This window comes from Dechloromonas denitrificans (assembly GCF_020510665.1).
Lineage (GTDB): Bacteria > Pseudomonadota > Gammaproteobacteria > Burkholderiales > Rhodocyclaceae > Azonexus > Azonexus denitrificans_B.
In genome coordinates, this window is record NZ_CP075187.1 from 1,088,317 (window position 1) to 1,101,832 (window position 13,516).

At 60.4% G+C, this 13,516-nt stretch carries 7 protein-coding genes; 5 read left to right on the forward strand and 2 right to left on the reverse strand.

Annotation, left to right across the window (positions count from 1 at the left end):
* Nucleotides 1-24 precede the first annotated feature (24 nt).
* Nucleotides 25-867 carry an NADPH-dependent 7-cyano-7-deazaguanine reductase QueF gene (gene queF / locus KI614_RS05115; protein WP_226408329.1) on the reverse strand — a complete coding sequence of 281 codons (843 nt, stop codon included), beginning with the start codon at nucleotides 865-867 and terminating at the stop codon, nucleotides 25-27.
* A gap of 168 nt (nucleotides 868-1,035) precedes the next feature.
* Between queF and KI614_RS05120 the strand changes: the two genes are divergently transcribed.
* A complete protein-coding gene (locus KI614_RS05120) occupies nucleotides 1,036-1,473 on the forward strand; it encodes a FecR domain-containing protein (protein WP_226408330.1) in 438 nt (145 codons plus the stop codon).
* A 3-nt stretch (nucleotides 1,474-1,476) separates the two neighbouring features.
* A complete protein-coding gene (locus KI614_RS05125; protein WP_226408331.1) occupies nucleotides 1,477-2,070 on the forward strand; it encodes an OmpA family protein in 594 nt (197 codons plus the stop codon).
* A 44-nt stretch (nucleotides 2,071-2,114) separates the two neighbouring features.
* Here the strand turns inward: KI614_RS05125 and KI614_RS05130 are convergent, their stop codons facing one another.
* Nucleotides 2,115-4,271, reverse strand: a complete 2,157-nt coding sequence (locus tag KI614_RS05130) for a CHASE2 domain-containing protein (protein ID WP_226408332.1) — start codon at nucleotides 4,269-4,271, stop codon at nucleotides 2,115-2,117.
* 172 nt (nucleotides 4,272-4,443) lie between these two features.
* Between KI614_RS05130 and KI614_RS05135 the strand changes: the two genes are divergently transcribed.
* The 3 genes from KI614_RS05135 (at nucleotide 4,444) to KI614_RS05145 (ending at nucleotide 13,516) form a co-directional block, all read left to right on the forward strand.
* Nucleotides 4,444-7,443: an HD domain-containing phosphohydrolase gene (locus tag KI614_RS05135; protein ID WP_226408333.1), complete on the forward strand. Its 3,000-nt coding sequence runs from the start codon at nucleotides 4,444-4,446 to the stop codon at nucleotides 7,441-7,443.
* A gap of 156 nt (nucleotides 7,444-7,599) precedes the next feature.
* The gene (locus KI614_RS05140; RefSeq protein ID WP_226408334.1) at nucleotides 7,600-10,917 is read left to right on the forward strand and encodes a DUF2126 domain-containing protein; all 3,318 of its coding nucleotides are present in this window, start codon (nucleotides 7,600-7,602) and stop codon (nucleotides 10,915-10,917) included.
* Nucleotides 10,918-10,996: 79 nt separating this feature from the next.
* Nucleotides 10,997-13,516 (forward strand): circularly permuted type 2 ATP-grasp protein, encoded by a 2,520-nt coding sequence (locus KI614_RS05145; RefSeq protein ID WP_226408335.1) that lies wholly within the window; start codon nucleotides 10,997-10,999, stop codon nucleotides 13,514-13,516.

Sequence of the window (13,516 nt, forward strand, 5' to 3'; positions counted from 1 at the left end):
GAGGTCGACCGCGACCTCCCTTTTTTATTGGCGAACTTCGCGCTGGTTGCCCGGCGCCGGAAATTCGCCGCTGCTTCTGAACGGGTTGATGTCCAGTCCGCCGCGCCGGGTGTAGCGAGCATGGACGGCCAGCGACTGTGGCGCGCATTGACGCTCGAGGTCGGTATAAATGCGCTCGACGCACTGTTCGTGAAACTCGTTGTGGCCGCGGAAGGAAATGATGTAGCGCAACAGGCCGGCGCGGTCGATCGGTTTGCCGCGATAGCGGATGACGACCATGGCCCAGTCCGGCTGGCCGGTGACCAGGCAATTCGATTTGAGCAGGTGCGAATACAGCGTTTCTTCAATAATCGGGCCGTCGACCGTGGCAAGCGCTTCTGGCATCGGCTGGTAACTGTCGCAGGCAATGTCCAGGGTGTCGAGCAATTCGCCTTGCGGATAACCGACCTCGACTTGTGGTCGACTACCCAGTTCGTCAATTTTGACGCTGATTGTCGCGCCGGCAGCGGCCGAGAGGTCGTTTGCCAGGGTAGCGGCCAGCGTTTCGGTCGAATCGAAGCGTGTTTGGTTGAGCGAATTGAGGTAGAGCTTGAATGATTTCGACTCGATCAGGTATGGACTGTCAGCTGGGACCCGGAAGGTGGCGAGGGCGACGACCGGCTTGCCTTTCGGGTTGAGCCAGGAAAGTTCGTAGGCATTCCACAGGTCTTCGCCGACAAAGGGCAGGGGGCCGGGGCCGATACCCAACTCGTCACGCTTGATCTGGCGTGGGATGGGGAAAAGCAGTTCGGGGGCGTATTCAGCCTGGTAGGCCGTGGCTTTGCCCAAAGGAGAGTGCTGGCTGGGGTCGATACGGATTTCGTTCATGAGCCAATTTTAGCGGCTCGGAGCGACTTGTGCCCTGTCCGGCGAATTGATCTGATGGCGAAACAATGTGAAATGTGCATAATCATGCTGTTGTTGAATATGCCGTTTGCCATACGCGAGCTGTTGATGCTTGGCCGGCGGCTGGTTTGCTAATCCATGGAGGATGCCATGCGGCATATTCTTGCTTTTGTATTGATCCTGTTTTCCGCTTTTTCTGTCTGGGCAGACGATGCGGTGATTGCTTATGTCAAAACTGTGACAGGCGAGGCAAGCGTCACGACGGCCGGCAAGCAGGTCAAGGCCGAGGTTGGCACGCCGGTCATGCTCGGCAGCAAGCTCAAGACGGGCCCGAAAAGCAGCATGGGCGTGACTTTCAAGGATGAAACCATGATGTCGCTCGGCGCCGACAGCGAATTGACGGTTGATGAATATCTCTACGCACCGGCCCAGGGTAAATTGAAAATGGGCAGCAAGCTGGGCAAGGGCAGCCTGAATTATGTGTCCGGCGTGATTGCCAAGCTCAAGCCGGACGCCGTGACGATTGCGACGCCCAGCGGTTCGATCGGGGTTCGGGGAACCCAGTTTCTGGTCAAGGTCGAGGAGTAAGCCATGCCGACCAAACTTATCAAATGCTTTCTGGCCGGTTCGTGCATTCTTGCCCTGACCGCCTGCGCCCCGAAATCCTATGTTGTCCTGCTGGAGAGTCCGGATGGTACGACGGGGCAGGTTATCGTCAAGGGACAAAAGGGTGAGCAGGTCATCAGCACTGCACGCCACGCTGTTCCAGCCGATGGTTCGGCACCGCCGGTTGCCGTCGATCTGGTCAAACTCGAAAAGGATTTTGGCGATGCCATGGCGGCTCGCCCCAAATTGCCGGCGCACTTCCTGCTCTACTTCGAGAGTGGCGGCATCAAGCTGACCAAGGAGTCGCTGGCCTTGCTTGCCAAGATTCTTGAGGATGCAAACACACGCCCGGCCCCCGATATTTCAGTCATTGGTCACACCGATACGGCGGGCAATGACAAGACCAACGAGGCACTTTCCCTGAAACGTGCCAAGGCCGTGGCGGAAATGCTCAAGGAAAAAGGCTTGAAAGCTCGCGAACTGACGGTTGAGTCGCATGGCGAACGTAACCAACTGGTCAAGACGCCAGACAATACGCAAGAGCCGAGAAATCGTCGCGTCGAGGTTTCTGTGCGCTGAAACGGCGGCAGGACAAAGCACCCAGGCCCGGTTTCGACCGGGCTTTATTTTTGGTTCATCACAATCAGGTCGCCGCTTTCTCCACGGTTCAGGCGGTTCGAATGCAGCCTGACCAAAGGATCATCGGGGAAGTCGCTTGCCAGCTGGTTGAATAGCGCTGCCGCTTCCGGCCGTTCCTGCTGCATCGCCGCAAAGGCGGTTCGATAAGCCTCTTCCGGTGCCTGGCAAGGTGCAAGATCGGCACCCAGTGGTTCATGGACGCTCAGTGCTTCGCTCTTGCCCAGCAGAATGATTCGTCCGACCGGCCTGGTCCGGGCATTCGGGCAGCCGGCCAGCGTCGTGGCCGACAAGCATATGCGCGTCCCCAGGTGCTTGTTGACGCTTTCCAGGCGCGATGCCGTGTTGACCGCGTCACCGAGCGCCCGGTAATCAAACATCGTTTTTCCACCGAAGTTGCCGACGATGACTTCGCCGGAATGCACGCCGATCCGGGTTTGGCCGAAGGCAATTCCCCGGGCTTGCTGCTCGTTGGCGTAGTGGCTGGCAAAAGCCTGCATCTCCAGCGCGCAGGCCAGGGCGCGGGCCTGGTGGTCGGCCTGGAACACGGGGGCAGAAAACATGATGGCGACGGCGTCTCCGACAATCCGGTCGAGGGTGCCTTCGTAACGGAAGGCGATGGCAATCATTGCATCGAGGTAGTTGTTGAGCAGCGCTACCGCATCGGCTGGATCGATGCTTTCCATCAAATGGGTAAATCCGGCCAGGTCGGTAAAAATGAAGCTGCATTCCTGGCGTCGACCGCCGAGAGCCATGGCGTCGGGGTGTTCAATCAGATGCGATACCCGGTTGGGTGAAACGTAGCGGGTGAAGGCGGTTTTGATCCAGCGTTGTTCACGCTCGCTGGTGAAGTGTTGAAACAGGCTGCACAGGAAAAAGCTCAGGATCAATCCGATCGCCGGGGTGGCCGAATCGAGCAGCAGTTGATGGTCGGCAAAGGCATACCAGCCTGCGCCGAGCAGTGCGCTCAGCAGAAGCAGGCTGGCGGCAGCGGCATAAAGAACGCGCATGCGCAGGGCAAGCAGGCCGACGAGCAGGCTGCTGGCGAGCAAGACGATGGCTTCGATGGCACGGGCCCAGCCCGGTCGTTGCAGGAAATGGCCGGTCAGGACTTGTTCGAGTGCCTGGGCATGCGCTTCGACCCCCGGAATGATCTGGCCGAGCGGACTGAAGCGCAGGTCCATCAGGCCCTGGGCCGAGCTGCCGATCAGTACGATGTGCCCAGCCAGTTTGTCGACCGGAATTCGTTCGTCGAACAGCTCCCAGGCCGGGATGTAGCGCTCGCGAACCGGGCGGCTGTAATGCACCCAGATTTCGCCGTGGGCAGTGGTCGGGATGATTTGCTCGCCAATTCGTATCTGGGTCAGTCCGGCGCCATGGCCGGCTGATTTGAGAATGATGTTGTGCGTCTCCTGGGCAACGCGCAAGGCTTCGCTGGCCAGTGTGGGCTGGACTTGTCCGGCAATCTGGAGAACCAGCGGGACGCGCCTGACCACGCCGTCGCTATCCGGCACAAAGCTGACGGCACCGTTGCCGTGTGCGGCCTGTTCAAGAACCGGCAAGGCCCTGATTGGATTGTCGAAAGCATGCAGCCAGTGGCCTGGCGGATCGCCGGCGTAGACAAAGCGTGCCGCTTTGGGCGTCGCCTCGGTTGCTGCGGTCGACGCGGCGTTGACCGGGAAATTGTTATGCGTCGTGGCGAAACCGAGTACGACACTGGCTTGTTCGATATGTTTAGCAAATATCGTGTCGTGATCCGGCAATGCGGCAATTTCCCGGGCTTGCCGTTCGTTCAGCGGCCAGTGAGCCGAAACAATTTGTGGCGAAGTCCGGTCGGCTTCGGCAAACATCACATCAAAGACAATGGCTGCCGCACCGGCCTCGCTGAGCCGGTCGACCATCTCGGCCATGCGGGTCCGCGGCCATGGCCATTGACCCAAGTGGCTCAAGCTGTCGTCGTCGATATCGATGATGCGGACAGGCGCAGCCTGGTATTCGCGAGGCGACCAGCGCTGATACTGGTCGAACAGGTTGTTGCGCAGGGCCTGCAAGGGCAGGGGATCGAAAATCAGCAGCAGCAGTCCGCAGAGCGCCGGCAGAACGGGCAAAAGCAACGCCAGGCGGCTGCCGTGGATTTTGTTCATGGGCGATGGGCCTTGATTCGTAGTGGTGACTTTTCTCGATCGGAGAATTGTAAATTCATTTATACATTTATTTTGGGTAATGCTATTTTTCTGAAAATTGTGGTTTTTCAGTCAGATTGTTCTTGTTGCAATTTGATGGTTGCTTGATTTCTGCCGTGAGAAAAAATCAAAAGTGTCGATCCTGTCGCGATTCAACATCAGTTTTCAAAATTGGGTTCTAGGCACGACAACATTGCTTGTCGGCTTGTTGACCGCGGCATTCCTGGCCACCCTGGTCGGCAGTTTTTCGCATATCTCCGAGGAAAACGCAGTAACGCAGTTTTCCCTGATCGCCCGGCAGGCGTCGACGCAACTGGAAACGTTGTTGAATCACAATGCGCGCTTCGTCACCACTCAGGCTCGTGCCGAGCTCGATCAGTTCGTGACGCGTGGTCAGCTCAATCAGCGGGATATGGTGTCAACCTTCATCAGTTCGCTGGAAGCCGATACCAGTCTTTACTCGCACCATTTCGGCCTGGCCAACGATGAATTCCTGCAAGTCATTGCCATGCGCGACGAAGCGCGTATCCGTCAGGCAGTCGGCGCTCCTGAGCAAGCAGCCTTTGCGGTCCGGCGCATCACACGCAGCGCGCAGGGCGGGCGTCAGGAAAGTTGGCAATTTCTGGATGCTAACCGGCGCTACCTGTCACGGCGCGAGGCCGTGGCTATTTTCCTGCCGACCGCTCGTCCGTGGTACAACGGCGCCTTGCAGCGAAACAGCATTGCGCTGACCGAGCCCTACCTTTTTGCCTCGACCGGTCAACTGGGGATTACTGTCTCGACGCCCTTGCCGGAAAAGGCTGGCGTGCTGGCTACCGATCTCAGCCTGCACTCCTTGCAGGGTTTTCTTTCTCGCCTGAGCCTTTCGCCCAATGCGGCCATCCTGATGCAGGACAGTGCCGGGCGCTTGCTTGCCTTTCATGGCAAGGGCGAGCGGTTTTCCGCACTTTCCCCGGCTGCCTTGAGTCTGCCGGACAGCCTTGGCAGTCCCTATCTCGGTTTCCTGCAGAGCGGCATCAGTCTGGGTGGGGCATCGGTCATGCGTCTGGGCGAGGGGCGGGCCAACGAAAAATTCGTGGTCACCGAATATCGCTCCGAGGTTCTCGGGGGGCAGGCCTTCAGGGTGGTCGTCTTGGCGCCGCTGAGCGATTTCTCAGAGCCGTTCATGCGGGCCGAACGCAATGTGCTGATCGTTTCCGGGTTGCTGCTGCTCCTGCTGTTGCCGCTTTCCCTGATCGGTTCGCGGCAGGTATCCCGCTCCCTGGTTGCCATGGCCGGCGATTCGGAACGGATCAAGCGGCTTGATTTCTCCGGCCAGCCGCACCAGCCGGATACCTTTCTCTACGAAATACAGGCGCTTGGCGAAGCCCAGGTGGTGATGCAGGAGGCGATCCGGCGGCGGACAACCGCTCTGGAACAGGCGCAAAACAAGTTGGCCAGCCTGGTTGATAACGGTTTGTTGCTTTCCAGGGAGCAGGATCGCACGGTCCTGCTCAAGCACATCCTGTTCGGTGCGCGCGATATCGCCCACTGTGCTGCGGCGACCTTGTACCTTAAAACCGAGCAGAACACGCTGCGTTTTGCCTTGCGGACCAGCGACGATGCACTGCCGGCGCAGGAAATTCCACTCTTTGATCCGCTCAGCGGCGCCCCGAACGAACACTACGTCGTTACCCACGCCGCCTTGCGTAACCAGACGGTGATCATTGACGACGTCTACGCTGAAACCCGGTTTGATCTGAGCGGCACCCGGCGATTCAGCGAGGATTCCGGATTCCGCACGATTTCGATGTTGACCGTGCCATTGTCGCCGCGCGAAGGCGAGGTGATCGGTCTGATCCAGTTGCTCAATGCGCTTGATCCGGAAACCGGCGAGGTGATCCCCTTCCATCCCGACATCGTCGGCTATGTCGAGGCACTGGCCGCCCAATCGGCTGTCGCGCTGGAAAACCAGAATTTGCTGGAGGCGCAGAAAGTCCTGATGGACTCGCTGATCAAGATCATCGCCGGCGCAATCGACGCCAAGAGCGCTTATACCGGCGGGCATTGCGAACGGGTGCCCGAACTGGCCGTGATGCTGGCCGAAGCAGCGTGCGAGGCGACGACCGGCAGCCTGGCCGAGTTCAGCTTCAAGACGGATGACGAGTGGCGTGAGTTCAGGATCGGTGCCTGGCTGCACGATTGCGGCAAGGTGACAACGCCGGAATTTGTCGTCGACAAAGCCACCAAGCTGGAAACGATCTACAACCGGATTCACGAAATTCGTACTCGCTTCGAGGTGCTGCTGCGCGATGCCCGGATTGCGCAACTCGAAGCGCTGCAGGCCGGTTGTCCGGAAAACCGGGCGGCGGCCGAGTTTGCCGAGCGCAAACAGCAATTGCTCGATGATTTTGCCTTCGTTGCCGAATGCAATGTCGGCGGCGAATTCATGGCCGCAGAGCGCGTCGACCGCATCAAACAGATCGGCGCCCGGCATTGGGTGCGCCATTTCGATGATCGCCTCGGTCTGAGCAACGATGAACTGATGCGCTATGCCGAACTGGCGCCTGTCGCAACGCCCGCCGTCGAAACCTTGCTGGCCGACAAGCCGTGGCATGTCGTGCCGCGTCTGCACGGCGCAGCGTTCGACGCCAGGCACGGTTTCCAGGTGACCGTGCCGGAGAATCTCTACAACTTCGGCGAGCTTTACAACCTGGCCATCGGCAAGGGAACGCTGACTGAAGAAGAGCGCTTCAAGATCAACGAACACATCATGCAGACGATCGTCATGCTTGATCAGATGCCTTTCCCGAAACATCTGCGCCGTGTTCCGGAATATGCCGGGACTCACCATGAAACGATGATCGGCACCGGTTATCCGCGCCGGCTGGATGCCGGAAGCCTGTCGATTCCGTCGCGCATCATGGCAATTGCCGATATTTTCGAGGCGTTGACCGCATCGGACCGACCCTACAAGAAGGGCAAGACCTTGTCCGAGGCGATCAAGATTCTTTCCTTCTTCAAGAAGGACAAGCACATTGATCCGGAGCTGTTCGATCTTTTCCTGACCTCCGGCGCCTACCGGCTTTATGGCCAGCGCTTCCTCAAGCCGGAGCAGGTGGACGACGTCGATATTTCCCGCTTCATCGGCTGAGTACCGGGTGGCGGGGTGCCCGTGTTTGGTGCGCTGCCCGGTAAAATGCTCCTTGGATTGGTGCAAAACCTGATTTGGGCTCAATTAAATCAGTGGCTTATAGGCTGGTTCGTGTCTTGCTTTGAGGGAGGTAATCCCTCTCTCCGGAGCAAGCCCGTGTCGATCCACGTCGCCCTGAATCACGTCACTCACTACACTTACGACCGCCTGGTCAATCTGGGTCCGCAAATCATTCGCCTGCGCCCTTGTCCGCATTCGCGCAGCCGGATCTTGTCGTATTCGCTGAAAATCGGGCCGGAAACGCATTTCATCAACTGGCAGCAGGATCCGCAGGGCAATTACCTGGCTCGCCTGGTTTTTCCGGAAAAAACGAAGGAATTCCGTATCGAGGTCGATCTGGTCGCCGAAATGTCGGTGATCAATCCCTTCGATTTCTTCCTGGAGCCGCACGCCGAACACATTCCCTTCGCCTACGAGGACTGGCAGCGTCACGAGCTGACGCCTTACCTCTACAAGTTGCCGGCAACGCCCTTGTTCAAGAAGTACGTCGACAGTATTGCGCTTGAAAAAACGCCGAGCGTTGATTTCCTGGTCGCCCTTAACGCCCGTGTCCAGGCCGATATCGGCTACACGATCCGTCTCGAACCTGGCGTCCAGACGCCCGAAGAGTCGCTGACCAAGCGCACCGGCTCGTGCCGCGATTCAGCCTGGTTGCTGGTCCAGATACTGCGTCACCTCGGCCTGGCCGCACGTTTCGTTTCGGGCTATCTGATCCAGTTGACCGCAGACGTCAAATCGCTCGATGGGCCGAGCGGGCCGGAGGCCGATTTCACTGACCTGCACGCCTGGTGCGAGGTTTATTTGCCGGGCGCCGGCTGGGTCGGTCTTGATCCAACCTCTGGCCTGTTTGCCGGCGAAGGTCATGTTCCGTTGGCCTGCACGCCCGAACCGGCTTCGGCGGCCCCGGTGACCGGCGGTATCGATGAATGCAAAACCGAATTCGAGCATCGCATGCAGGTGACCCGCATCTGGGAAGCGCCACGCGTCACCAAGCCTTATTCCGATGAACAGTGGGTCGAAATCGAGGGGCTGGGCCACCGGATCGACGAAAAACTGCAAGCCATGGATGTCCGCCTGACACAGGGCGGCGAGCCGACCTTTGTCGCGGTCGACGACCCGGATGGCGAAGAATGGAATACGGCGGCGATGGGCCCGACCAAGCGTTTGCTGGCGGCTGATCTCTTCCATCGCCTGCGTGAAAAGTATGCACCGCACGGCCTGATGCATTTCGGCCAGGGCAAGTGGTATCCCGGCGAGCAACTGCCGCGCTGGAGCCTGTCCTGCTTCTGGCGGACCGACGGCGAGCCGCTGTGGAACAAGCCGACGCTCTACGCCAGCGAGAAGCTCGATTACGGTGCGACCAGCGCTCATTCGGTGCAGTTCATGCGCCGTGTGGCCGAAAAGCTCGAACTCGATCCGCAGCACGTCTTCCCGACCTTTGAAGACAGCTATTACTACCTGTGGCGCGAGCGCCGCCTGCCGGGCAACGTCGATCCCTTTGATTCGCGGCTGGACGATGTGCTGGAGCGCGAACGGCTGATGAAGGTGTTCACCCAGGGCCTGACGCACACCGTCGGCCACGTTTTCCCGATCATGAAGAATGCGGCCGGGCAGTGGCAGACCGGGCCGTGGTTCTTGCGCGCCGAACGTTGCTATCTACATCCGGGTGATTCGCCAATGGGCTATCGTTTGCCGCTCGATTCGCAACCGTGGGCAACGCAGGGCGATTACCCCTACGTCAATCCGGTCGACCCGAGCCAGCCGCTGGCCCCGTTGCGCAGCCATGCCGAGATTCGTCGCCAGTTTGGTGCCGCGGCACAGCGTGTCGTTCCGGGCAGCGCCGCCGTTTCAGGCAAGGGGCGAGCCAGCGACAGCCGCCCGGGTTTCAAGGAATCGGCCGGCTGGATCACGCGTCTGGCGATGTGTGCCGAGGCGCGCAATGGCCGGCTCTACATCTTCATGCCGCCAACCGGCTGTCTTGAGGATTATCTGGAATTGCTCGCCGCCGTCGAGTCGACCGCGGAAGACCTTGCCATGCCGGTCATCATCGAAGGTTACGAGCCGCCGTCCGACCCGCGCCTGACCAATTTCCGCGTCACACCCGATCCCGGCGTGATCGAAGTGAATATTCATCCCTCGCGCAACTGGGACCAACTGGTCGAGCAGACGACGCACCTGTACGACGCCGCGCACCATTCGCGGCTGACCAGCGAGAAATTCATGGTCGATGGGCGCCACACTGGTACCGGCGGCGGCAATCACTTCGTGCTCGGCGGCGCGACACCGAACGATTCGCCTTTCCTCCGCCGGCCGGATCTGCTCAAGAGCCTGATCGCCTACTGGCACAATCACCCCAGCCTGTCCTACCTGTTCTCCGGGCTGTTCATCGGGCCGACCAGCCAGGCGCCGCGTATCGACGAGGCGCGTAACGACAGCCTTTACGAGCTGGAAATCGCCTTCAAGCAAATTCCGCCGGCTGGCCAAAATGTGCCGCCCTGGCTGGTCGACCGCATCCTGCGCAATCTGCTGACCGATGTGACCGGCAATACGCACCGTTCAGAATTCTGCATCGACAAACTCTTCTCGCCGGACGGCCCGACCGGTCGCCTTGGCCTGCTTGAACTGCGCGCCTTCGAAATGCCGCCGCACGCGCGCATGTCGCTGGCCCAGCAGTTGTTGCTCCGCGCCATGATCGCGCGTTTCTGGGAAACGCCTTACGAGCCGGCCCGTCTGGCCCGCTGGGGCACCGAGTTGCACGATCGCTTCATGCTGCCGCATTACGCCGAGCAGGATTTCCGCGATGTGATGGAAGAAATGAGCGCCGCCGGCTATCCCTTCAAGGCCGAATGGTTTGCGCCGCATTTCGAATTCCGTTTCCCGAAATACGGCGACTTTGCCGTCAAGGGCATCGAGTTCGAGTTGCGCCACGCGCTCGAGCCCTGGCATGTCATGGGCGAGGAGGGCGCACCGGGCGGTACCGTGCGCTACGTCGATTCTTCGGTCGAGCGCGTCCAGGTCAAACTGCGCGGCTTGCCGCCGGACCGTTACCAGCTGACCTGCAACGGTGTCGCCGTACCGCTACAGCCGACCGGCATCAACGGCGAATTCGTCGCCGGGGTTCGTTACCGGGCCTGGCAGCCGGCGTCCTGCCTGCATCCAACGATTGGGGTGCATGCCCCGCTGGTGTTCGATCTGGTCGATACCTGGATGCAGCGTTCGCTCGGTGGTTGTCAGTACCATGTGGCGCATCCCGGCGGGCGTAATTTCGATACCTTCCCGGTCAATGCCTTCGAAGCCGAAAGTCGTCGTCTGGCCCGTTTCTTCCGCTTTGGGCACACGCCCGGACGGGTTCAGGTGCGGGCGCCGGAACACAGCGCCGAGCACCCGTTTACGCTAGACTTGCGCCGTTTCTAACCCCTCGAATGCGGGTTTGCGGCCTCGATGGTCGCAGGATAGGGCCGTCAAGGCCCGCCCGCACTGCTTCCCAGGCTGAATGGCCCGTACACTCCTCGCAATTTACCCGCACAACGCTCGCCGCTACGATGAAATGCTCACGGCGGAGGGCGAGGTGCGTCCGCACTGGCAGAAATTTTTCTCGCATCTGGACGGGATTGCGCCGGAGGACATGCATCGTCGCCTCGATTTTGTCGACCGGCGGATTCAGGAAAACGGCGTTACTTACAATGTTTACGCCGATCCGTCCGGAGCGGATCGTCCCTGGGCGCTTGATCCGCTGCCGCTGATCATCCCGCCGGACGAATGGGCCGAGATTTCGGCCGCCGTCGCACAACGGGCGACCTTGCTCAATGCCATGCTGGCCGATCTCTACGGCCCGCAGCGTTTGCTCAACGAAGGCATGCTGCCGCCGGCGCTGATTTACGGCCAGCACGGTTATCTCTGGCCGTGCCAGGGCATCAAGCCGCCGGGCGATGTCTGGCTGCACCAGTATGCGGTCGATCTGGCGCGCTCGCCGGATGGCAAATGGTGGGTCATCGCCGACCGTACGCAAGCGCCTTCCGGTGCCGGCTATGCGCTGGAAAACCGGCTGGTCGTCTCGCATGTCTTTCCGGAAATGTTCCGCGACCTGCGCGTCCAGCATCTGGCCGATTTTTTCCACGACCAGCAGGATGGCCTGACCGCGCTTGCCCCGGTCGACGGCGACGAACAGCCACATATCGTTTTGCTGACGCCGGGACCGTACAACGAAACCTATTTCGAACATGCCTACCTGGCACGTTACCTTGGCTTCCCGCTGGTCGAGGGGCAGGATCTGACGGTGCGTGGCGACACGCTGTATCTCAAGACGCTGCGCGGCCTGAAGCGGGTGCACGTCGTGTTGCGCCGCCAGGATGACGATTATTGCGATCCGCTCGAACTGCGCGGCGGTTCGGCGCTGGGCATTCCCGGCTTGCTCAATGTCGCCCGTGCCGGCCGCGTTGTCATCGCCAATGCCCTGGGCAGTGGCTTGCTGGCCTCGGGGGCGCTGATGGGCTTTCTGCCAGCCATCTGCCGCAAACTGCTCGGCGAGGAACTGGCCATGCCCTCCGTCGCGACCTGGTGGTGCGGCGAAAAACCGGCCCTCGAATACGTTCGCGAAAACTTTGACGACCTGGTCATCAAGCCGACTTACCCGACCCAGCGCATGGACCCGGTTTTCGGCCATGAGCTGAAGGGCAAGGAGCGCGAGGAAATGTTGCGCCGCATCGAAGCCCGGCCGCATGCCTACGTCGCTCAGGAAATGGTCAATCTGTCACAGGGGCCGACCTGGAGTCGCTCGCACGAACGTCGCCTGCTGGCCCGACCGGTCGGCCTGCGCGCCTACGCCGTTGCCTCGCCGGACGGTTACTCGGTGATGCCGGGCGGTCTGGCACGGGTTGCGACCGGCGCCAATGCCCGGATCATCTCGATGCAGCGCGGCGGTGCCTCGAAAGATGCCTGGGTGCTGACCGATGGCCCGGTCAGCGAATTTACCCTGCTCAAACCTTCGGTTGGTGTACGCGATCTGGTGCGTGCCGGGGCCAACCTGACCTCGCGTGTCGTCGAGAATCTGTTCTGGCTCGGTCGTTATTCCGAGCGTTTCGACGATAGTGCGCGGATGTTGCGCGTTGCCCTGAGCCGCGTCGTCGAATCCGGTGGTTCGAAAACCCCGGCTGTCGCCTCGGCCATGGAACTGGCCCTGCATCTCGGTATCCTGCCCAGTCCGGAAGAGGACGAGAAGGTGCGCGAAGGCAGCGAACATGTGCTGCTTGAAGCGATTTACGACCCCAACCAGCCGGGCAGCCTGGCCGGCAATATCCGCAGCCTGATGTGGTCGGCGACCCATGTGCGCGAACGTCTGTCGCTCGATCACTGGCATTCGCTGAATCGCCTGCAACGTGAGCAACAGGCCGCGCTCAAGGCGCATCCGACCTTGACCGAGGCGATCGCCTTCCTTGACCGGGTGCTTGGCGTATCGTCATCGCTGACCGGCTTCGCGATGGATAACATGACGCGCGACGACGGCTGGCGTTTCCTGATCATCGGCCGTCGCCTCGAACGCATGTCCTTCCTGTGCAACGGCCTGGCGCATTTCCTGCGCATGCAGTCGAGCCGCGGGCCGGGCAGCCTGGAATGGTTGCTCGAACTGACCGACTCGATCATCACCTATCGTTCGCGCTATTCGCGTCTGCCGGAGTTGTTGCCGGTGCTCGATCTGCTGGTTTTCGACGACAGCAATCCGCATGGCGTTGTTTTCCAGGCCAGCGTGCTGGCGCGTTATCTTGACCGCATGGCGCGCGAACTGGATGAAAACAGCGAAAGCCGCTTGCCGGAGGTACTCGGCCAATTACGTGCCTTTGATCTCGAACGCCTTGAGCAACAGCCGTTCAGCCAATGCCGCAGCGGTTCTCCTTGCGATGAACTGGCCGATCTGTTGCAGGCGCTTGATGCGGCTGCCGTTCAATTGTCCGACTGGCTTGGCCGTCACTACTTCACCCATGTCGGCGATGTCAGCCGGCAGACCATGGCACTGTGA